We start from the raw sequence: 21,071 nt of genomic DNA, 5'->3' as shown, positions 1-21,071 counted from the left end.
CTGTCGTGACGGGGCTTACGCGGCATCCCTGCCGCTACTACGAAAGACAACCGTCAGGCGCCTGGCAGCATCCATAGATTTTTTGGATGGACACTAACAAACCATATTCTTTTACCCAGCGAGAGCCCCTTCTGCATACCCCAAGGGCACTTCCTTCGGGCGCAGGGATGTGACGTTGGGGCGGCGGAGAAAGAGGGATGCCAATCGCCGGACCTAAACAAGTAGTAGCAGCGGCAAGGATGCCGTGTGTGCCCCGTCACGATAGGGATATCATGTATGAGAAGGACAATCGTCAGGTACCAAGGGATAGCAGAGTGTAGGGTGCGGCTTGCCGCACCATTGATTTGAATATCCTCTCGATTTGTTTAATACATAGATCATAATTTATCGGTGCGGCAAGCCGCACCCTACCCAAGCAACCTGTTGGGTGAACACACAGCGAGCTATTCGTTTTAGGGAGTTGGTATTGTGAGAAAATGGTGGTGGGTATTGCTTATGATGCCCGGATTATTGACAGCGGGTGAATGGAGCGGTTTCGTCGAACTGCAAGGTCGCCTTTTCCCTCAGCAGGCAATGGACGGAGATCAATCCGACCAACTGCTGTCGATCGCCATCCAGCCCGAATACTACCAGCGATGGGATAATGGCAAACAGAGTCTGCTATTCACACCCTTTCTGCGCTGGGACAGCGAAGACGACGAGCGTACCCATGGCGATATCCGCGAGCTTATCTGGACCTACGCCGGTGACGGTTGGGAGAGCAAGGCCGGTATCGGCAAGGTCTTCTGGGGTGTCACCGAAGCGCTGCACCTGGTTGATGTCATCAACCAGACCGATCTGATCGAAAATCCGGATGGGGAACAGAAACTGGGCCAACCCATGCTCAAGCTCTCCCTGGAAAAGGATTGGGGCATCATCGATCTCTACGCCCTGCCCGGTTTTCGCGAACGCACCTATCCCGGTAAAAATGGCCGTCTGCGAACCCATCCCAGGGTGGATACAGATATGGCGAGATACCAGTCCGACAGGGAGGATAGACACATCGACCTGGCGATACGCTGGTCCCACTTTATCGGTGACTGGGACATCGGCCTGGCCCATTTTGACGGCACCAGCCGCGACCCCCTGCTGATACCAGGACCCAACAGTAGTGGAGAGATCGTCCTCATTCCCTTCTACCAACAGATGCGGCAAACCAGCCTCGACCTGCAGGCCACCAAAGGTGATTGGTTGTGGAAGCTGGAGGCGATCCATCGCAGCAACGATAGCGACAGCTACAACGCGGCCACCGGCGGTTTTGAATATACTCTGGTGGGTATTGCGGAGAGTGACATTGACCTGGGTTTGCTCGGCGAGTACCTCTACGATGACCGGCGCGACGATGCCACCACACCTTTCGAAAACGATATCTTCATCGGACTGCGTCTAACCGCCAACGATGTGGATGGCAGTGAACTCCTTGCCGGTATCATCAAGGATATGGACGACGACGGCTGGGTGTTCAATCTGGAAGCGAGCCGGCGCATCGGCAATCACTGGAAGACCGCTGCACAGGTGAGATTGTGGTCGAATATCCCCGAAGATGATCCGCTGTTCGCCTTTCACCGGGATGACTATCTGGAAATAACAGTCACCAGGTTTTTCTAGGGCCTGTTAAACCGGTTTACCGCACTGAATACAGAACTTGTTACCGGGCATGATCTCATTGCCACAGTAGATACAGAATGCATTTCTGTTCGACTGCCTGGCCGGCTTGCTTGGTGAAAAGCCCTTCGACATCTCCTTTATCAGGAGATCGACACCGTTATGAAAGAATGGCTCTTCCGGTATCGGGATTGCATTTCGGTATGCCAGGGGCTTTAGCCCTTCAGGCAGCTCCTCTTCATCAGGCATGACACCATTCTTCACCAGCACCGGTATCACCGGGACCTCTTTTTTCAAGGCGGTCTCTATCTCCACCCTTAGATGGTCATTGGGGAGATCCAGCCGTCGTTCACCCTTCCTGTTTTTCGCATCCAACCATTTATCACCTATTATCGCCACCAGCATAGAGCACTGATCGATGGTCTTGTTGATGTGTTTGCGAAAATCCACTCCGGCAGGTATGGAGTCAACATCCCTGAAAATGGCCTGCTTGCCAAATTCGCTGTTCAGCCTGTCACATATCCTGCCTGTGATCTCACGGCTGTCATCACGTCGATAGGAGATAAATACTGTGCAGGATTTTCTAACGGTTTGTGCCTCTTGAGGAGGCTTTACCCTTGGTTTCGGTTTGTGCGGCGTCAGTTGTGACGCGGAGTGACCCACAGGTTGCACGTAAAGATATTGCTTGGGCTTGATCAGGGAGTTTAGTGATTTTTCTATACCCTTTAAGGTAAATGCCTCTTTTATGCTCTCGGGCGATCGATCACCGCACTCAAGATCGAGGGTTTGTTCAGGTTTCAGCTCAATCTGCAGCGGTTGGCTCTTATAGAGGTCAATCTTCACACCGATGGCGTGGGCACCACTGGGAACTTTGAACTGCTTTGTCTCCCCCGACCTGATCTTACCCACCACAGTGTCATCGATTGTGATTGCAAATTGGCGTATTTGATATGAGCTGGTTTTATTTCTTTTTAATGAAATGTAGGCAGCTGGTTTATTCATCCTAAGGCCCTTAGCGGTTGGCTCAAATATCACCACTGATAATCATATACAAGACAATAATCCCTATGCTTCCATACAGCCACAATTTACCAACATCCTTTTTCTCTTCCGATTCCCCCTGCACCAGGTAGATAATACCCATGATCATGCCAATAAAGGGTATGATCAGTGAACCGGCCAGTATTCCATACTTCAACCCATCTGAAACAGCCTTAGGCTCACTGCCGATTTCAACCACAGAACCACCAGGACTATTCTCTGTAGGGCCGGTTTGACCTGAGAGCTGATGCCTGCAGTTTCCGCAGAACCTCGCACCTTCTGGATTTTCAGTTCCACACTCCGGACAAAACATGTCTGACTCTCCTCTGACAGTGACTTTATTCTTCTCCAGCTACCCATTGATAACTTGGGTGTAGCACACCTGAATGCATCTGCAACGCGTAGGGTTTGAGTGCTGTATGTTAATAAAATTGTAGACTAATGCACATATATTTCATCTCTGTACGGTGCATTGTCATAGTTAATTTTGCCACTGGATATTGGGTATTTTTACCGCTGAGAACGAAAATGCAGAAGACAATCGAATCACTTGCGACCTTTAGATCTTGGAACTTTATTACGATGCGGATAGATTATGAATAGCAGCTGCGTTCACATAAATACACATACCGCTTAGGGATAATCCGTATCGCAGTTGTATAGAACGAATCATCCAGATCTACGGACAAGACCAGGGTTCGGATGTTGGCCTGTTGAGCATCGGCGCAAACCGAGCTTGGATTATTCTGAATAGTCGATCAGTTCGCTGATCTGATCCAGGTCTTTTTTCAAGGCCACGGTCAATCCTCGTTCATGGGCGGCGTTCCAGGTCAGGGTGACGGACTGGAAGGTGGTAGTGTTTATCACATTCGAAACCGCGGCAGGCGCTTCGGTATCGGGATTGCTTCCCGACCCACAGGCTGAGAGATAACAGCAAAATAACAGGAGATGGATGGATTTGAGAATGTGAAACATGCGCATGACACCGAACCTGCCCAACCCAAATGATACTGAGAGGATATTAGTACTAGGCAAGTTGATACAAGGCATCATCCCTGAATATGGGAATGCGTTCACTTCTTAGGATGTGAGAATTATTTTAGTAAGTTATGCAAAACAGACTATAGAATGAAAGATTCTATTTTTGAGCTACTCTTCAGCAGTTGGGTGAAATCATCCTCGTTGATTGGCCGACTGAACAGATACCCCTGGGCGTACTCGCATTGCAAATCGCGCAATCGATTGAGTTGACCTTCGGTTTCCACACCTTCTGCCACCACTTCAAGCCCTATGCCATGGGCCATGAGTATGGAGGCATTGACCAGTTCGAAATCCGCCGGGTCGATGGTCAGATCGTTGATGAAACTTCGATCCACTTTCAACACGTCGAATGGGTATTTACGTAAATAACTGAGGGATGAGTAACCGGTACCGAAATCGTCCATGCCCAGGCCTATACCGGCTTCATGCAGTTGAGCTAACGCATATTCGATATCATGCTGCCCACTCATCAACACACCTTCAGTGATCTCCAATATCAGGGCATCCGCCTTCAAACCGCAACTTTCCAGGAGGTCATGTATGAAATCGACCAGTGTGGCATCACGCAGCTGTCTTGGTGACAGATTGATGGCGATCTTGAAATCATGATCGAGCATTTCACCCCAGCGCTGGGCATTGCACACCGCCTGTTGCAGCACATATCTTCCGATGCCCAGAATCACCCCGGTCTGTTCCGCTATCGGAATAAACTCGTCAGGTGATATCGATCCCAGGGCGGGGTTAGTCCAGCGCAACAGGGCTTCAGCGGCGACTATACGGTTGCTTTGCAACTCCACCACAGGTTGGTAGACCACTGAGAACTCGTGCCGTTCCTGTGCTCCGTGCAACTGCTCCTCCACTTCCAAACTGCGGGAAATACTCAGATTCATCTCACTGGTATAAAAGTTGAACGTATTTCTACCCTGCTCCTTTGAGTGGTACATGGCGGTATCGGCGTTCCGTAGCAGTTCGGTGGGGGTAATACCGTCACTCGGATAGACTGCAATACCGATACTGGTGGTAACCACCAATTCCCTTTCATCCAGTTTGAATGGGCGCCGGAACTGGGAAATCAGGCTACTCGCCACCTTCTTGGCATCGGTAAGCTCTCCCAGGTTGCGCAGCAGTACGACAAATTCGTCACCACCGAGGCGGCAGACACTGTCGCCGTCACGTACCGCCGACTGCAGACGACCCGCAGCCTGGACCAACAGACGGTCGCCGGTTTCGTGTCCTAAGGTATCGTTGACCCGTTTGAAACCGTCCAGGTCGAGGAACAGTATGGCGACCTTGTATGCATCTCTCGAGGCCTCTTTAAGCAGTTGAGCCAAACGATCCATGGAGAGGAAACGATTTGGTAGGCCGGTCAGGCCATCGTAATGGGCCTGCTTGAGGATATGCGCCTCCTGGCGCTTCTTTTCAGTAATATCCACATGTGTCCCGACGATACGGTTCGCTTCTCCCCGGGCGTCGCGGACCAGAAAGGCACGGGAGAGGATATCCACCCAATGACCGTGCTTGTGGCGCATCTTGAACTCGATATGAAAGTTATCCCGCTTTCCGTTGATGTAGTCGTTAATCATCTCCCAGGATCGAGCATGATCTGTTTCATCAACCAACTCTTCCCAAGTGGAAAAATCATTGGGCAATTCGTGGTCCTCATAACCCAGCATGCTCTTCCAACGGGGCGAGTAGTAGATTTCGTTGTTCTGGAGATTCCAGTCATAAACACCATCATTGGCGCCACGCATTGCCAGTTCAAAGCGTTCCTCGCTCTTGCGCAGGGCTGATTCGACCAGCTCCCTTCCTGTGATCTCCTTGCTGAGTTCGCTGTTTTTGTCCTCTAATTCCAGGGTGCGCTTCTTGATGACGCTTTCCCTGTTCTTGACCTCTTCGCCCAGATCATTGATCAGCTGACTGTTCTCTACCTGCAGTCTGATGTTTTCCATCAGGTTGCGATTGATGTTACGGGTAAACAGCGTGGTCATTATCAAGTAGACGATGGTTGCACCAGCCAGCGCGTTGTGTCCCGCATCCCCGAAGGCAAACAGCGTACCAGTGAGCGTCAGCACCTGTGGATAAACATAGGCCACAAAAGCCGGAATATATACCGACAGGATAACCACAGCGGATGCGACAATGCCGAATAGCAGCATGCACAAGCCGATGGCGATTGTGAGGCTATTGGCGAGATAGATATAGGGAACGATCAGGCTCCAGGCGATACCCACCAGCAAGCAACCAATCAGATAGCTGCGTTGCCATTGGGCGGTGGTCCTTTTTTGCGGATTTCGCTTGCGCATCAGCCATAGCGCCAGGCGGAAGCTGGCTGCAGCAAACAGGGCCAGAAGCCAGATCTCCAAAATTCCGGAGTTGATATTCGACTTCAATAAGAAGTAAAAGAGTAATGCAACAGAATAGACTGTTATATTGGATATGGGAGCCTGCTGAAAGAGTATCCGGGTCTGCTCTTCGGCAATCAACCTCTTGACACTATCTTGCTGTCCACCCTCGTTTTTTGACATGGTCCGCCTTACCATGAAGGTCACCAGATGTTTGTTTTTTGCCAGGTGGCGTTAGAGATGCACATACAGTATAGCAGTCGGTACGGAGTCTTATCGTGAGAGTATGCTATGTCGCCAACACCAACTCGGCAATCTCCCCCAACGCCTCCCTGATCTCATCAATGGATGGCGGTTCCGCCCGCGATAGGTCGTCGAAGGCGCCTCGACAGGTGATGCGCATGACATCCGGCTGCTGCTCCGAGCTTAACCAGAGATGGTAGCCATGGGTGACGATGGGTGAGCCACGATCGAGTTCTACAGCGAAGAATCTTGGCTTATCAGCATGATTACGCACCACCTCGGTGGTCAATCGCTGAACCCTTTTCACCACGAAGGTATCGGGTTCGATCTGTTGCACCCTATCGCTCAATTTATCCACTTCGAAATTGCAATTGGCGCGATAGCGGTCGAAGTCGCCAAGGGAGGTCGACCTGCCCCGCTGCAGGAAGGTGCGCGTGGTGCCAGGCTCGATCGCCACCCGTTTTAGTAACACAACCTTACTGCCGATCGGTGGCAGATTATAGGGGTAAGCAAGATTGTCGCTGACCATGTAGGATTGAGTGCATGCCGAGAGCAGCAGCAGAATCATTATCCATCGCATCGTTATCCACCTCATTTCTAAAAAACAGCGTTTATAGCTATCCATTGAAAAAGGCTGGCGTAGTGTCAGATGACCCGGAAATAGCAACTCAGATCGGGGATGTCGATCTCCCGGGGTTTGAGTCTGATACTGTCGTTCAACCCTGCATCGCCACGGATGCGCAACTTGGCTTCCATGGCAATCGACGGCAGCAGCACCGTTGCCCGTTCTCCCTCCTTGGCAACGATTACCGCTTCGCCCTGCCAATCGGGATTGTCGCGCAGGTAGATCAGACGCCAGTGGTCATTTGACACCCGTTCGGTCTTGCGGTTCGCCATACTGCCCATCTCGGACTGGGCGATACGTTCGGAGATCAGATGGATATCGAGCACCTCGTCACCCTTGAGATGGGCGCGTAATTGTTGATGGACCAGCAGATCGGAGTAGCGCCGCAAGGGGCTGGTGGAACGGGTATAGACGCTCAGACCCAATCCCGCATGGGGTTCCGGCTGGGTCTTTATCTTGGTCGGCTTGAAGAAACGGCGATAGGCATACATGCCTGCCAGGTCTTGCGGCTGCTCAAGTTGATCCGGTGGTGCCTGGGTTGCAAAGGGAATGGGTATATCCTGGTTCTGGCAGTAGATGGCTATGCCCTCCCCGGCCATCAGCATCAGATCGGTGATCATCTCCCGGCTCTGTAGCCTGGGCAGCGGCTCGATCTCCACCCGGCCTTCGCTGACCTTTAACTTCACTTCCGGCAGCTGTATCGATGCCGCGCCAGCCTGCATGCGCCGTTGCCGGTAACACTGGCTCTTCCCCAACAGGGAAGAGAGAGGGTCCTCCTGCAGACGCAGATCCGCAGCAGCGTAACTGATGCGCTCGACCTTGACCCAACTCGGGTGGATCGCCACATTTTCCACATCCCCCGCAGCAGAGAGATTGAAACCGATCGACAATGCCGGCGACTTCTGCTGCAGGCCGAGGCCGAGCTGGTCTGTCACCTGGGGCGGCAGCATCGGGATCACCCGGTCCGGCAGATAGAGGTTGGCACCGCGGGCGCGGGCATCCAGATCCATCTCGCTGTCCGGGGCAACCAGGGCGGCCACATCCGCCACGTGGACCCAGATACGCTCCCCATCCAGACTCACCGCGTCATCCGGATCCTGGTTGTCTTCATCATCGATGGCGTAGGCTGGAAGATGAGTCAGATCAAGACGCTCCTCCTCCACCAATGCTGGTACCGCACATCCCGGTATGGACTCGTCTATACCCATGCGGCGCGGATAGGGATTTTCGTTGGCTGGCCAGTAACCGGTCTTGAGCAACAGACGGTGGGCATTGACCGGGGTCTCCTGGATCTCCAGGGCCTGCAGGATACGGCTGTTCTCCCGCTTCTCCAGGGCCAGCGCCTCGACCTCGCCCAGGGTCTTGCGATCCTCCTCGATAATCGAACCCGATTGTAAACGCTGTATAAAGCCATCCCAGGCCTCTGCCTCGGCAGCCTTTTTTGCCCGCTCGGCAATCTCTGACGCCACCTGGTCCGCGGAACGCGGGCGGATCGATGAGGGTTCGCCCTCGAAATAGATACCCTCCGACACCAACTCCCAGGCAGCCCAGGCCATGGCGGGGGTATAGTCACCGAACACCAGTTCGCTCAACTCCTTGATATCGGTCTCGGCGCCTTCCAGTAACTCCCAGTTCTCCTCGATCTCACCGCTTTGCGGGGTCAGTTCCTTGAGATCGCTCAGGGGCCCGGGATGCAACAGGACCACATCCTTGTCCCTGACCCGTTTGTTCTTGCCTGTTTCCAGTTCGATGGTGATCTTGTCCGTCACCTCGATGATCCGAGCCGGTCGAATCTTGTAGAGAACCAGGGCGCCTGTCGTGAATGTACTCATGTAACCTACCAAAAAAGCTCATTTCCGGAATTACACAGGGAGTTTCGTCACCTGCGGGATCGGGTATGATACGCACTGTTGAATGTCAAACCCAGGAGCCAGTCCCTGACATGAATAGAGAATGGTCTGAATTCCTCGCCTCCCGCAGCAAGCCGGTCACTGACGGTGCCGACATCAACTGCGCCCTGAATGATCTCTCCCACTATGGCCTGATCCGGGTCGAGGGGGAAGACGCAGAGCAGTTTTTACAAGGCCAGATGACCAACGACATGCGTCAGGTCACCGAGGATCACAGCAACCTGGCGGGCTGGTGTAACGCCAAGGGCCGCATGATAGCCAGCTTTCGCTGCTTTCGCCAAGGCGAAAGCTACTACCTGCAGACTCCGGCCGAGGCCATCCCCGCGATTCTGCCCCGGCTATCCATGTATGTACTGCGTTCCAAGGTGGTTGTCAGCAATGCCAGCGATGATTGGGTCAGGATCGGCCTGACCGGGAATTGCGCCGAAGCCCTGCTGCAGCCCTTTTTCGAAGAGCTGCCCGAGCAAGCCAATAGCGTGCAACAGCAGGACGGGCTGATCCTGATACGTCTGCCTGGCAGCATGCCCCGCTTCGAAGTCATAGGGCCGGTTCCACAGTTGAAGGAGATCTGGCAGACCGCTGAAGGACAGGCCCAACCGGCAAGTAGTGAGCTCTGGTCACTGTATGAGATTCGCGCGGGTATCCCGACCCTCTATCCTCAAACCCGCGAGTCTTTCGTACCGCAGATGGCAAATATGCAGCTTATCGACGGGGTCAGTTTCACCAAGGGATGCTACACCGGCCAGGAGGTGGTGGCACGCATGCAATACCTGGGCAAGCTGAAGCGGCGTATGTATCTGGCCCATGTGGATAGCGATACAGCGCCACAACCGGGTGATGACCTGTTTGCGGAGGGAAGCACATCGGGACAGGGTGCGGGTAAAATCGTGGATGCACAATCAAGTGGCGATGGTTACGAACTGCTCGCCATTATCGAAATCGCCAGTGCCGAGGAGAACCAGGTCAAGTTGGGTGAGAGCGGCCCCAGGCTGGAGATACTCAACCTCCCCTACAGCTATTCTGAAGAGTAAGGACGACTGTTCCCAGCCATTCAGAATGATCGGGATTGACCGTTAACAAGGATGACAACGATAAAGTGGAAACCCAAGCAAAAAATGATCGACGAAAACGAATTTCTTGAAAAGCTAAACGACGCCATCGACCACAACCGCATCACCCTCCCCACACTCCCGGAAGTGGCGCTGAAGGTCAGGGATGCGGTGGAGAGAGAGCAGAGTTCGGCCAACCAGATTGCCGATATCATCGCCTCGGATGCCGCCTTGTCGGCACGGCTTCTGCAGGTCGCCAATAGTCCCCTCTATCGGGGCCGGGTGACCATCGACAATCTGCAGATGGCGGTGGCCAGACTGGGGGTGCGTCTGGTGCGCAGCCTGGTCGTCAGTCTGATCATGCAGCAGATCTTCCAGGCAACCAGCGACCTGCTGGATGCCAAATTCAGACAGGTGTGGGAAGAGAGTGTACAGATCGCTGCGCTCAGCCGTGTGCTTGCCGCCAATACTGACCATCTGGATAAGGAGCAGGCGATGCTGGCAGGCCTGATCCACAATATCGGCGCCCTGCCGATTCTCACCCTTGCGGAGAGTCATGACGAACTGCTTGAGGATGCCCAGGAACTGGATAGGGTGATCGATGCCCTGAGCCCCCAGATCGGTCAACGCATACTCGAGATCTGGGGCTTCTCCGAATCCCTGATCCGGGTACCGGCAAACTTTCGTAACCTTGACTATACCAGCGAGGGGGATATCGATTATGTGGATATCGTGCTGGTGGCACGACTCGAGTCGCAGATGAATGGGGGCGACTCCATCGACCCATCGACCCTGGCGCAGATCCCGGCCTTCATAAAAGTTGGATTGGAACCCGAGGTCAATATCATCGAAATCGAAGGTGTCGCTGACGATATTCAGAATATCGAGGTCATGTTCATATCGTGACCTCCCACCCAGGGCGATCCAATCATGATTGAGGCGGATAACCTCAGCAAGCACTACGCGGGTATCAAAGCGGTGGACGGGGTCAGCTTTTCCATCCCGCGTGGCGTCTGCTTCGGTCTGCTGGGCCCAAACGGTGCGGGCAAGACCACCACCGTGGAGATGCTGGAGGGTATCAAGACACCCTCGTCGGGCCAGATACGCTATAAGGGTGAACCACTGGGGAAACGCTTTCGCGACGAAGCGGGAATCATGTTTCAGCACACCGCGCTGCAGGAGTATATCCGTGTGGACGAGGTGCTGAAGATGTTTCAGCAGTTCTACACCAACATCCGGCCGATTGAAGAGTTGGTGGAGATCTGCGCCCTGGAGGAGTTCCTGACGCGGGATACACGCAAACTCTCCGGCGGTCAGAAACAGCGTCTGCTGTTGGCCATCGCGCTGATCAACGACCCGGAGATAGTGTTTCTCGACGAACCCACCACCGGTCTCGATCCTCAGTCACGACGCAACCTCTGGCATCAGGTACGCCGTATCAAGGCCGAAAACAAAACCCTGGTGCTGACTACCCACTATATGGAAGAGGCATTTGAGCTGTGTGACGAGATCATCATCATGGATCATGGTGTAATCATCGCCCAAGGCAATCCTAAAACACTGCTGGCCAACCATTTCGATAAATCCGTGATCACCCTGCCCCTCTCTGCCCTGCCCAGGGATTTTCAAGCCGACGAGGCCTCTACGCTGCACCCCCAGGAGGGCCACATGGAGATCCTGTCCAAGGATGTGGATAGCACCATGCGCCATCTGACAGCCCAGCAGGTCTCTTTACACGAGCTGCAGGTACGATCCCCAACCCTGGAAGACCTGTTCCTGGAACTGACCGGGCATCACCTGCGCACTTAGGGCCACTCTGACTATGTCTTTACGTCGTTTCTTAGCCGCCCTGCAAGCACGCAACCTGGAGTTTCTGCGTGACCGTACCGCACTCGGCTGGAATCTCATCATGCCGGTATTGATCGTGATGGGTTTCGCCTTTGCATTCACCACCGGACAGGAGGAGCTCTACAAGGTTGGTATTTATGGGGAAGCTGAAGAGAATCGCGCCCTGGAGGATTTCCTGACAATCCGATATGTGGACTTCATTCCGGTGGTGGAGCTGAACAAGATGATCGACAAGGTGGACAGACACCAGATCGATCTATTGCTGGACGTGCAGAACAACCGCTATTGGGTCAACAGTACCTCACCCAAAGGGTACCTGCTTGAACAGTTGTTATTACCCTACAAACTGCAGCGCCAGGCGCTGAGTGGATCGGAGATACGCTATGTGGATTGGGTAATACCCGGCGTCCTGGGTATGAACATCATGTTCAGCGCCCTGTTTGGAGTCGGCTATGTCATTGTTAGATATCGTAAAAATGGCGTATTGAAAAGGCTACGGGCAACCCCGCTCAGCGCTTTCGAGTTTATATCGGCGCAGATCGCATCACGTCTGCTAATGATCGTGGCAGTCACTGTTTTGGTCTATGTGGGGACCGATTTGGTGGTGGATTTCCGCATGGTGGGCTCCTACTGGTTACTCTTTCTGATCCTCATTATGGGCGCCCTGAGTATGATCAGCGTCGGTCTGCTGGTGGCGGCACGCATCACCAGCGAAGAGGCGGCAAACGGTCTGCTGAATCTGATGAGCTGGCCCATGATGCTGCTATCCGGGGTCTGGTTCTCCCTCGAGGGTTCACATCCTTTTGTGCAGAATCTGTCACTGGCCCTGCCCTTGACCCACATGATCGACGCCGCCCGGGTGGTGATGATCGAGGGTGCCGGTTTGATGGACGTGGCATCCCAGCTGCTCATACTCTTCCTGTTTACCCTGTGCTTTGTCATCATAGGTTCGAAAACCTTTCGCTGGGAGTAGACACAGCATGGATCAACAGGATGAGACCTTCATGAACGAGGCCCTGCAGCTCGCACAACGGGGTATAGAACAGGGTGATGGCGGTCCATTCGGTGCAGTGCTTGTGATGCAGGAACGGATTATCGGTCGCGGTTGGAACCAGGTGATAAAGCACAACGATCCTACCGCTCATGCGGAGATATTGGCGATTCGCAATGCCTGCGACCATGCAGCAAGCTATCATCTACCAGGCAGTGTACTCTATACCACGTGCGAACCCTGCCCGATGTGCCTCAGCGCCGCCTATTGGGCTCACATAGATCGTCTGGTCTATGCTGCCACGGCCGATGACGCCGCTGCCATCGGCTTTAACGACAATTTTATCCACAAGGAACTCAACAAACCGATGGGTGAAAGAGGCATCATCACCCAACAACTTTTCAGAGAGCGGAGTCTCACCCTGTTCAGAGCTTGGCATGAGAGCGACAAGCGGGTCGACTATTGAACGATCATGCTTTAAAACAACACAAACAAAGCAAACAAGACAATGTGCGGTATAGCAGGCATCTTAAATCTTAGGGACGGCGTTGCTCCTTCCAGAAGCGAACTGGAGGGTATGATACACGCCGTTCATCACCGCGGCCCCGACGGCTATGGGTATTACTGTCACGACAAAGTGGGGTTGGCCCACGCCCGGCTGAGCATCATCGACCTGGCTGGGGGTGATCAGCCTATCCATAATGAGGACCAGTCTGTACAGGTGGTCTTCAATGGCGAAATATTCAACTATGTGGAACTGACCGAGCAACTGAAGAAACAGGGACATCGCTTCTACACCCATTCCGATACCGAAGTCATCGTCCACCTCTATGAAGAGTATGCCGAGAGATTCGTCGACCATCTGAATGGCCAGTTCGCCATCGCCCTGTGGGACAGTACCAAGCAGAAACTGATCCTCGCCAGGGACAGAACAGGTATTCGTCCGCTGTTCACCATCGAAACCGGAGGCAGGCTCTACTTTGCTTCAGAAGTGAAGTCCCTGTTCGCCCACCCAGCCATTTCCCGGCAGATCAATCTGACCGCCCTGCAGGAGGTCTTTACCTTCTGGACAACCCTGCCACCACACTCACTTTTCGAGTCGGTGGAGGTGGTCCCACCCGGGCATCTTATGGTGATCGAAAACGGCAGTAAACACCTCTCCAGATATTGGGATTGGTCATATCCCAACGAGCATATCGACCACGACAAATCCGTGGCGGACTGGAGTGAAGAGCTAAAGACATTGATGATCGACTCGGTGCGCTTACAACTCAGATCCGATGTGCCGGTGGGTGCCTATCTCAGCGGCGGCCTGGATTCCTCGGTACTGACCTCTCTGATCAAGAACTTTACCGACACCCCGCTCAGGACTTTCTCCATCGGCTTCGAGGATGAAGAGTTCGATGAGAGCGGTTTTCAGAAGGACCTGGTCGACTACCTGGGCACCAACCATACCCATGTGCTGTGTAAGCGATCCGACATCGGCGCTGCGTTTCCGCGGGTCATCTCCCATACCGAGTCCGCCATCGTCAGAACCGCGCCAACCCCACTGATGCTGTTATCCGGTGCGGTTCGAGAGGCGGGTTATAAGGTGGTATTGACTGGTGAAGGGGCGGACGAGGTATTTGGCGGCTACGATATCTTTAAAGAGGCCAAGGTGAGACGCTTCTGGAGCCATGCCCCGGATTCCACCTGGCGACCACTGATACTGCAGCGCCTCTACCCCTATCTGAAACATTCACCCACAACCAGCGGTGCCTTTTCAAAACGCTTCTTTCAACAGGGTATGGAGCACCTCGACAAGCCCTATTTTGCCCATATCCCACGCTGGGCCACGACCCAGCGGATCATGCAGTTCTTTTCCGATGAGGCGCGAGCGGCGGTCAAGCAACCGATAGGATTTGATACGATAAACCGCATCCTGCCGGCGGAGATCGATGCCTGGAAGCCCCTCAATCGGGATCAGTACATCGAGGCCAATACACTCTTGTCAGGTTATCTCCTCAGCTCTCAGGGAGACCGGGTGGCAATGGCCAACTCCATCGAAGGGCGCTATCCCTTCCTCGATCATCGGGTGATAGAGTTCGCGGCAACCCTGCCCAGCCGCTATAAGATCATGGGATTGAATGAAAAGTATATGCTCAAGCAGACCATGCAGGGTCTGATCCCGGAAAGCATCAGAAAGCGAAGCAAACAACCCTATCGCGCACCGGACAGCCAATCCTTCTTCAATGGGGAGACCCCCCTGGAATATGTCGCCTATCTGTTGAGTGAGGAGCGGATTCGCAAAGCGGGTTACTACAACCCGAAAACCGTCAATCTGCTGTTGAAAAAATGCGCCCGGGGCAAGGCCCTGGGATTCGCCGACAATATGGCCTTCGTAGGCATTTTATCCAGCATGCTGGTGGATGAGCTGTTCATTGAGCAAGCGGCAATCTAAGCACAATAGACTGTTTGTATCGGCATCTATTATTCACCACCGGAGCAACTTGGCCGATTCCGATCAGAAATATGAGTGAAAAATTACCTATTTCATTTAAACTTGCCACTTTAGAATAGTGCTCATTGGACTAAACATGTCCATCGATCAGTCGACATACTGAATGGCGAGCATTAATCTCAGTATCAAACTGTCAGAACCTTTGGAAAATTTCATGTCAACAGAAGCAACAATCAGAAACTACATCCTAGAGAATTATCTGTTCACGGAGGATCAATCCGCACTGGACAGCGCAGACTCCTTCCTGGACAAGGGCATATTGGATTCAACCGGTATCCTGGAGGTCATCTATTTTCTGGAAGATGAATTCGGTATTAAGGTTGAAGACACCGAAATGGTGCCCGAAAACCTCGATTCCGTTAACAACATTGTCTCTTTTATTGGAAGAAAAAAGCAATAGTGTGACCCCCATGCCGGCTACCCTGGTCAATCGTTTCAGAGAGAGTGTTGCAAAGCATCCCGACTCTGTCGCCATAGCGGATAGTACCCATCGGGTCTCTTACCGTGAGTTATCTGATGTTGCCGCTAAAGTCTCACACTTCCTGTTGTCATCCGGGCTGCAGAAGGGTGACCGGGTTGCCATGGTCGTCGCCAACTCGGCGGAATATGCCGCTATCTTTTACGGTATCTGGTCTGCGGGCGGGGTTACCGTTGCACTCAATACCCAGGCCAAGGCAAAGGATATCATCAACTGGATGACCCACTCCGATGCCAAGTGGCTGTTCATGGACCAACGTCATCCGGAAAGAAAAGCTGTATTGGAGGCTGGCGGGGAGTTCACGCAAGTTGACGTCAGCAGGGAGGATGCCGGTGCGACTGACAACAACAGTGTGGATTGGCAACAGATAATCGGCATGGAACCCACCGATCGGAAGATTGTGTTAAGCCACTCCGACCTTGCCTCGATCATCTATACCTCGGGTACCACCGGCAATCCCAAGGGCGTAACCCTCAGCCATGGCAATCTCAATGCCAACATCGAATCCATCCTGGCCTATCTTCACCTGACAGCCGCGGATAGCATTCTCAATGTGCTCCCCTTCTACTACTCCTACGGCAACTCCATTCTGCATACCCACCTTGCAATTGGCTCCTCGATAGTACTGGAGAACAGTCTGCTCTATCCCCATCGGGTCATGGAGAAGATGGCAGAGGAGAAAGTAAGCGGGTTTTCCGGCGTGCCTTCAACCTTCGCGTTACTCCTGAGCAGGGTCAACATCGATGATTATGACCTCTCGAGTCTGCGCTATATCACCCAGGCCGGTGGCGCCATGGCGCCCGTGCTGGCTGATAGACTGAGCAACGCCCTGCCCCATACCGAGCTGTTCATCATGTATGGCCAGACCGAGGCCAGCGCCCGCTTGACCTACCTGCCTCCGAATATGCTGGAGCAGAAACGCGGCTCCATCGGCGTAGCCATACCAAACACCACCATTGAGGTGCGGAATAAAGCAGGCGAGGTAATGGCACCAGGCGTGACTGGTGAAATCTGCGCCCATGGCGAGAACATCATGCAGGGCTACTGGAAGGACACGCAGAAGACCGACGAGGTCCTCAAGGATGGCTGGCTATACACCGGCGACCTGGCACATACCGATGCCGACGGCTATCTCTATATCGATGGACGTTCATCCGATATGATCAAGAGCGGCGCCAATCGCATCAGCCCTAAGGAGATCGAAGAGGTCATCCAGGAGCTTGAGGAGGTACAAGAGGTGGCGGTGACCGGTTGTCCCGACGAGTTACTTGGTGAGATCATCAAGGCCTATGTTGTGCCGAAACAGGGGAGCGAACTGAATCAGAGAGTGATTCAGCGTCACTGTAAGAGCAATCTGGCTATTTACAAAATCCCCAAAACCATAGAGTTCATAGAAGAACTACCAAAAACGGCTTCAGGCAAGATAAAGAAGTTTTTGTTGAAATAAGATCATTAAAATGATCAGACGCATCCATATGGCGTGCCGCAGACCGAACATATAATAACCGAGTAGAATCTATCCGGAGAAGACGAATGCAAGCATTAGCAGAACGGTACGAAGCTGAAATCCTCAATTTCGACCGTGATAAAGAAGTCGAAAAAATCTGTGAATCCATGCGGGATATCATGCGTACCAAACTGCGTCGGCGCGGTGTTGTTGTCGCGGTATCCGGCGGAATCGACAGCTCTGTGTCGGCAGCCCTGGCAGTCAAGGCCTTTGGCCCGAAAAAGGCCTTTTTCATTCAACTGCCGGAAGTCGATTCTGCGCAAGACACCCAATCCCGCGGCAGCCAACTGATCGAGCATCTGGGTGTCGATCATACCACCCACAATATCGCCGCTACCCTTGAGGCCATCGGTTGCTACCAGGCCCGGGACGAGGCGATAGTCAAAACCTTTCCCGAGTATGCCGAGGGTTGGAAAAACAAGATCGTCATCAAAGGCGGTCTGGATGGGCAGGTCAATCACTTCTCCCTGGTGGTACAGGATCCTCAGGGTCAGCAATTTGAAAAACGCCTCGATCTCAAGGAGTATCTGCAGATTGTCGCCGCCACCAACTACAAACAACGGATCCGAAAGACTATCGAGTATTATCATGCGGATCGGCTGAACTATGCTGTGATCGGCACACCGAACCGACTCGAGTACGACCAGGGCTTTTTCGTGAAAAACGGTGATGGATCCGCCGACCTAAAACCGATCGCCCATCTCTATAAAACCCAGGTCTACGCCCTGGCGAAGCACCTTGGTTTGCCCGATTCGATCTGTAATGCCATACCTACCACCGATACCTACAGTCTGCCCCAGGGACAGGATGAGTTCTATTTCGCGCTTCCCTATCAGGAGATGGACAAGGCGTTGTGGGCACTCAACATCGGCGCCACTGCAAACGAATTGGCGGAGATGCTCGGAATTACCCAGGAACAGGCGAATTTTGTCTTTCAGGATATTCAAAACAAACGCAAGACCACCCACTATCTGCATGCAAAACCCTATTTGATCGAGGCCTTGCCTGAGCTTGGATTGTAACCAGGAAGAGCTGGCTGTTCCCGGCACCCCGCGCCGCTAAGCCTTGCCGTTCAAGCATAGCGCCCGACAGGTTGGGTGATGGTCTACCCGGGTTGGGCAAGTCCCTTGCTGGTCATCCAGCCATGATCGCCCCAACCCTTCAGTTTTTTTGTAACATTTCAAGAACAACATTCCTATATCATATAATTATATAATCAAGTTTATTTTTAACTGGCCGATTATTGGGACTGGGCCGGAGTTTAAATGCAGACTCCAGTAAACGCACGATTGAGAATAAGAATTAGTAAGTTATGGATAGTATCTCACTTGTTAAAAAATACCGCGTAGCAATGGAGCATAGGAGTAATGGAAGAGTTAATTCAGGAGTATACGGACCAGGCCAAAAACGGTTTCTACTCTGTTCACCTGTCAGAGATCTCAAAAAAGGGAAACCAGGCGTTCACCACTTCTGATATTCACAATCACAAAGGCGTACTCCTGGCACGCAAGGGCGTCAACATTGACCAGGGTGTACGGCAACAGCTGATCAAACACAAGCTGCTGAAACCTCTGGATAATCACATCGGTCTGGAACATCAGGCGGATACCCAGACACTGATCAATGAATTCAGGCGTCTTTTAGATAATTATCCTGATATGCATGCGGTGAATGAGGCCCTGAATTTTGGACCCGAGTTCGAAAAACTGCTTCAACTCGAAAAACTGCATCCCCTGATAACTCAAAAACTCACTGTGCTCGAGACACAGATGCGCTCAGAGTTTGAAAAAAGCATCTTTGCTGCCTGGTTCTCTACCATGATCGCCCGGGAGATGGGACTGAGCATGAATGAGAGGCGTGATACCCTGGTAGCGGCCCTAATCCACGATATCGGCCTGCTCCATTTGGACCCTGACATTATCTGTAGCAACAGGAAACTCTCCGCTGAGGAGTGGAGGACGGTACGCGCTCATGTCATAGTGGGTAAGATCATCGCTGACTCTATACCTGGCATATATCCAGAGATTTCCCGCGCCGTTATAGAACACCACGAGGACTGTTTCGGAGCAGGATATCCTTTAGCCTTAAATGAGAAGCAGCTTGGAATACCTGGAAAGATCATCAACATGACCGACAGTATTCATTCCATCAGGGTCAAATCGTTTAGCAACAGTCAACGCACCCTCGGCGATATTAAGCCATACCTTCAACTTAACCCTACTACCAATGGTTATGAAGTGTATCGTGCAACTATGTCTATTATCAAAAAGTCCGGTCTGCGACCGGTCAGACTGAGGCCTGATGATTGCCCGAAAGATTATGCGAAGAATCTTGGGAAACAGATCGATATCCTTGGAGAGGCAAAGCAAGCCCTTGACGATATTCACGAGAATCTATTAGAGCTTAGGGACAGAATAGACCAGCATGATGTTAAGCAGCTATCCGCCATGGCTGCAATCACCAATAGAATATGCTCGACCATAGATGAGTCCGGTTTGTTGAGCAGTGAAATTGCCGAGTGGCTGCAGAAGGAAAGAGTTCTATCCGATGTTGATGAACAGGTCATGGGTGAGTTCAATGAGATCGAACTACTGATCAAAGAGCTAACCTGGCAGATACGCAATACTGTCAGGATGTTCCATAGTTACAACGATTCCGACACCACTCAAGATACGATGATGATGGAACAGATTGAGACATCGATACAATCGATCCAGGATATCTTTGACCGGCTCAGTTAGGTGGACTCGCATTGCCCTTAGTCGTTTATTTTTTTACCGGAAGTTCGTCATAGGATGGCAGCTCCCCGGGATCTTGGTACCAGACCGCCCGGGAGGCGCAATAGATATTCTGGATCGGCTTGATATGGGGATCACCATCGAGGGTACCTGCCGGCACCACCACACTCCTTCCGCTTTGAGCCAGCCAGGGCAGTGAAGATCCGCACTTTTTACAAAAACATGTGGCGAAATGTCTAGCCTCTTTCAATTCGTACCTGCCTACAAGTACCTCTCCCTGCAACCATTCAAAGTCATCAGGCTTGACTAGCAGGTTGGAAGCAAAAGCGCTGCCGGTGAACTTTCGGCAACGGGAACAGTTGCAATATTGAAATATCCCCAGGTTACCCTTGATGACATAGCTGACCTCACCACATAGACAACTGCCGGTAACTCGTTTTGCTGCCATCGCATATCCTCATCAACTAGCCGATTCTATTTCTCTCTATAATAGCTGATAAAGCAGAACCGAAAATTTAATATTTCTCTTTCCATACCTTCCTGGAAATCGCATACAGCACATGCTTCGATAGAGGATGATCAGGCACCAATGCAGGGTGATCGAAATCTTGATTTTTATTGACCATACCAAGACGCTCCATTACCTCTCTGGATCGTTGGTTGGTTGATGTGGTAAAAGCTACCACTTCATTCAGCATAAGCGCTTCAAAGGCGAACCGTAACGCCCTGCTTCCTGCTTCTGTGGCATAGCCTTTACCCCAGTGCCTATAAGCAAGCCGCCATCCAACCTCAATACAGGGTGAGCATGGCAACCGATCCTGTGGCGCATTCAGGCCGACTATGCCAATGAAGTCACCATAGCCCTTCAACTCAACTGCCCAAAAACCCCAGCCTCTCTCTGTGATCAACTCACGGCACCTGTTGGCCAATTCATCACTCTCATCACGGGACAGTAATTGCGGAAAAAATTCCATTACCCTGGGGTCGTCATTGATGCGTGCGAATGGTGCGTAGTCCTCATCAAGCCATTGGCGGAGTATCAATCTATCGGTCTCCAATGCCAACCGCTTCTCTGGGTACCTGGTGATAGTTATATTCATCGATGGAACTTTCC

General features: G+C 52.4%; 19 protein-coding genes. 11 read left to right on the top strand and 8 right to left on the bottom strand.

All coding sequences use genetic code 11. The features are described from left to right. The first annotated feature begins 468 nt into the window (after positions 1 to 468). Positions 469 to 1,647, top strand: a complete 1,179-nt coding sequence (locus tag R2K28_RS06850) for a hypothetical protein (RefSeq protein ID WP_316368672.1) — start codon at positions 469 to 471, stop codon at positions 1,645 to 1,647. A 6-nt stretch (positions 1,648 to 1,653) separates the two neighbouring features. On the opposite strand, the gene R2K28_RS06845 is transcribed toward R2K28_RS06850, so the two are convergent. The 6 genes from R2K28_RS06845 to R2K28_RS06820 form a co-directional block, all read right to left on the bottom strand. Then, a complete protein-coding gene (locus tag R2K28_RS06845; protein ID WP_316368669.1) occupies positions 1,654 to 2,646 on the bottom strand; it encodes a TIR domain-containing protein in 993 nt (330 codons plus the stop codon). 22 nt (positions 2,647 to 2,668) lie between these two features. Next, positions 2,669 to 2,998, bottom strand: coding sequence for a zinc ribbon domain-containing protein (locus R2K28_RS06840; RefSeq protein ID WP_316368667.1), 330 nt, complete (start codon positions 2,996 to 2,998; stop codon positions 2,669 to 2,671). A gap of 428 nt (positions 2,999 to 3,426) precedes the next feature. Further along, positions 3,427 to 3,660, bottom strand: coding sequence for a hypothetical protein (locus R2K28_RS06835; protein ID WP_316368665.1), 234 nt, complete (start codon positions 3,658 to 3,660; stop codon positions 3,427 to 3,429). Positions 3,661 to 3,806: 146 nt separating this feature from the next. Beyond that, positions 3,807 to 6,251, bottom strand: a complete 2,445-nt coding sequence (locus R2K28_RS06830; RefSeq protein WP_316368663.1) for an EAL domain-containing protein — start codon at positions 6,249 to 6,251, stop codon at positions 3,807 to 3,809. Positions 6,252 to 6,357: 106 nt separating this feature from the next. Further along, positions 6,358 to 6,891, bottom strand: coding sequence for a hypothetical protein (locus tag R2K28_RS06825; protein ID WP_316368662.1), 534 nt, complete (start codon positions 6,889 to 6,891; stop codon positions 6,358 to 6,360). A 65-nt stretch (positions 6,892 to 6,956) separates the two neighbouring features. Beyond that, positions 6,957 to 8,768, bottom strand: coding sequence for an RNB domain-containing ribonuclease (locus tag R2K28_RS06820; RefSeq protein WP_316368660.1), 1,812 nt, complete (start codon positions 8,766 to 8,768; stop codon positions 6,957 to 6,959). 110 nt (positions 8,769 to 8,878) lie between these two features. On the opposite strand from R2K28_RS06820, the gene ygfZ reads away from it, so the two are divergent. From ygfZ to R2K28_RS06770, 10 genes are all read left to right on the top strand, one after another. After that, the gene (gene ygfZ / locus R2K28_RS06815; RefSeq protein WP_316368658.1) at positions 8,879 to 9,877 is read left to right on the top strand and encodes a CAF17-like 4Fe-4S cluster assembly/insertion protein YgfZ; all 999 of its coding nucleotides are present in this window, start codon (positions 8,879 to 8,881) and stop codon (positions 9,875 to 9,877) included. 51 nt (positions 9,878 to 9,928) lie between these two features. Further along, positions 9,929 to 10,801, top strand: a complete 873-nt coding sequence (locus tag R2K28_RS06810) for an HDOD domain-containing protein (protein WP_316368656.1) — start codon at positions 9,929 to 9,931, stop codon at positions 10,799 to 10,801. A 24-nt stretch (positions 10,802 to 10,825) separates the two neighbouring features. Then, entirely contained in the window at positions 10,826 to 11,704 is an 879-nt protein-coding gene (locus R2K28_RS06805; RefSeq protein ID WP_316368654.1) for an ABC transporter ATP-binding protein, read from the top strand. Between the two features lie 13 nt (positions 11,705 to 11,717). Then, positions 11,718 to 12,716, top strand: a complete 999-nt coding sequence (locus R2K28_RS06800; RefSeq protein WP_116446081.1) for an ABC transporter permease — start codon at positions 11,718 to 11,720, stop codon at positions 12,714 to 12,716. Positions 12,717 to 12,723: 7 nt separating this feature from the next. Beyond that, a complete protein-coding gene (locus tag R2K28_RS06795) occupies positions 12,724 to 13,200 on the top strand; it encodes a nucleoside deaminase (RefSeq protein WP_316368653.1) in 477 nt (158 codons plus the stop codon). A gap of 42 nt (positions 13,201 to 13,242) precedes the next feature. Then, complete coding sequence (gene asnB / locus R2K28_RS06790) at positions 13,243 to 15,174, top strand: asparagine synthase (glutamine-hydrolyzing) (protein WP_316368651.1); 1,932 nt, start codon at positions 13,243 to 13,245, stop codon at positions 15,172 to 15,174. A gap of 214 nt (positions 15,175 to 15,388) precedes the next feature. Next, entirely contained in the window at positions 15,389 to 15,634 is a 246-nt protein-coding gene (locus R2K28_RS06785; protein ID WP_316368649.1) for an acyl carrier protein, read from the top strand. Between the two features lie 10 nt (positions 15,635 to 15,644). Beyond that, positions 15,645 to 17,159: a class I adenylate-forming enzyme family protein gene (locus R2K28_RS06780; RefSeq protein ID WP_316368647.1), complete on the top strand. Its 1,515-nt coding sequence runs from the start codon at positions 15,645 to 15,647 to the stop codon at positions 17,157 to 17,159. A gap of 86 nt (positions 17,160 to 17,245) precedes the next feature. Further along, positions 17,246 to 18,241 carry an NAD(+) synthase gene (gene nadE, locus R2K28_RS06775; RefSeq protein WP_316368645.1) on the top strand — a complete coding sequence of 332 codons (996 nt, stop codon included), beginning with the start codon at positions 17,246 to 17,248 and terminating at the stop codon, positions 18,239 to 18,241. Positions 18,242 to 18,586: 345 nt separating this feature from the next. Further along, positions 18,587 to 19,960, top strand: coding sequence for an HD-GYP domain-containing protein (locus R2K28_RS06770; RefSeq protein ID WP_316368643.1), 1,374 nt, complete (start codon positions 18,587 to 18,589; stop codon positions 19,958 to 19,960). 25 nt (positions 19,961 to 19,985) lie between these two features. Here the strand turns inward: R2K28_RS06770 and R2K28_RS06765 are convergent, their stop codons facing one another. Together R2K28_RS06765 and R2K28_RS06760 are read right to left on the bottom strand one after the other, a co-directional pair. Next, positions 19,986 to 20,405, bottom strand: a complete 420-nt coding sequence (locus R2K28_RS06765) for a GFA family protein (RefSeq protein WP_316368641.1) — start codon at positions 20,403 to 20,405, stop codon at positions 19,986 to 19,988. Positions 20,406 to 20,472: 67 nt separating this feature from the next. After that, positions 20,473 to 21,057: a GNAT family N-acetyltransferase gene (locus R2K28_RS06760; protein WP_316368640.1), complete on the bottom strand. Its 585-nt coding sequence runs from the start codon at positions 21,055 to 21,057 to the stop codon at positions 20,473 to 20,475. Between the last annotated feature and the right edge of the window lie 14 nt (positions 21,058 to 21,071).

This window comes from Candidatus Thiodiazotropha sp. CDECU1 (assembly GCF_963455295.1).
In the GTDB taxonomy this organism is placed as follows: domain Bacteria; phylum Pseudomonadota; class Gammaproteobacteria; order Chromatiales; family Chromatiaceae; genus Thiodiazotropha.
Note: the sequence above shows the minus strand (reverse complement) of the source record. Positions and strands in the feature narration are given on the sequence as shown.

Bases quoted from the DNA above. Each gene is read 5' to 3' on its own strand.
- R2K28_RS06845 (WP_316368669.1), bottom strand. From the start codon at position 2,646: ATGAATAAACCAGCTGCCTACATTTCATTAAAAAGAAATAAAACCAGC.
- R2K28_RS06840 (WP_316368667.1), bottom strand. From the start codon at position 2,998: ATGTTTTGTCCGGAGTGTGGAACTGAAAATCCAGAAGGTGCGAGGTTC.
- R2K28_RS06835 (WP_316368665.1), bottom strand. From the start codon at position 3,660: ATGTTTCACATTCTCAAATCCATCCATCTCCTGTTATTTTGCTGTTAT.
- R2K28_RS06830 (WP_316368663.1), bottom strand. From the start codon at position 6,251: ATGTCAAAAAACGAGGGTGGACAGCAAGATAGTGTCAAGAGGTTGATT.
- R2K28_RS06825 (WP_316368662.1), bottom strand. From the start codon at position 6,891: ATGCGATGGATAATGATTCTGCTGCTGCTCTCGGCATGCACTCAATCC.
- R2K28_RS06820 (WP_316368660.1), bottom strand. From the start codon at position 8,768: ATGAGTACATTCACGACAGGCGCCCTGGTTCTCTACAAGATTCGACCG.
- ygfZ (WP_316368658.1), top strand. From the start codon at position 8,879: ATGAATAGAGAATGGTCTGAATTCCTCGCCTCCCGCAGCAAGCCGGTC.
- R2K28_RS06810 (WP_316368656.1), top strand. From the start codon at position 9,929: ATGACAACGATAAAGTGGAAACCCAAGCAAAAAATGATCGACGAAAAC.
- R2K28_RS06805 (WP_316368654.1), top strand. From the start codon at position 10,826: ATGATTGAGGCGGATAACCTCAGCAAGCACTACGCGGGTATCAAAGCG.
- R2K28_RS06800 (WP_116446081.1), top strand. From the start codon at position 11,718: ATGTCTTTACGTCGTTTCTTAGCCGCCCTGCAAGCACGCAACCTGGAG.
- R2K28_RS06795 (WP_316368653.1), top strand. From the start codon at position 12,724: ATGGATCAACAGGATGAGACCTTCATGAACGAGGCCCTGCAGCTCGCA.
- asnB (WP_316368651.1), top strand. From the start codon at position 13,243: ATGTGCGGTATAGCAGGCATCTTAAATCTTAGGGACGGCGTTGCTCCT.
- R2K28_RS06785 (WP_316368649.1), top strand. From the start codon at position 15,389: ATGTCAACAGAAGCAACAATCAGAAACTACATCCTAGAGAATTATCTG.
- R2K28_RS06780 (WP_316368647.1), top strand. From the start codon at position 15,645: ATGCCGGCTACCCTGGTCAATCGTTTCAGAGAGAGTGTTGCAAAGCAT.
- nadE (WP_316368645.1), top strand. From the start codon at position 17,246: ATGCAAGCATTAGCAGAACGGTACGAAGCTGAAATCCTCAATTTCGAC.
- R2K28_RS06770 (WP_316368643.1), top strand. From the start codon at position 18,587: ATGGAAGAGTTAATTCAGGAGTATACGGACCAGGCCAAAAACGGTTTC.
- R2K28_RS06765 (WP_316368641.1), bottom strand. From the start codon at position 20,405: ATGGCAGCAAAACGAGTTACCGGCAGTTGTCTATGTGGTGAGGTCAGC.
- R2K28_RS06760 (WP_316368640.1), bottom strand. From the start codon at position 21,057: ATGAATATAACTATCACCAGGTACCCAGAGAAGCGGTTGGCATTGGAG.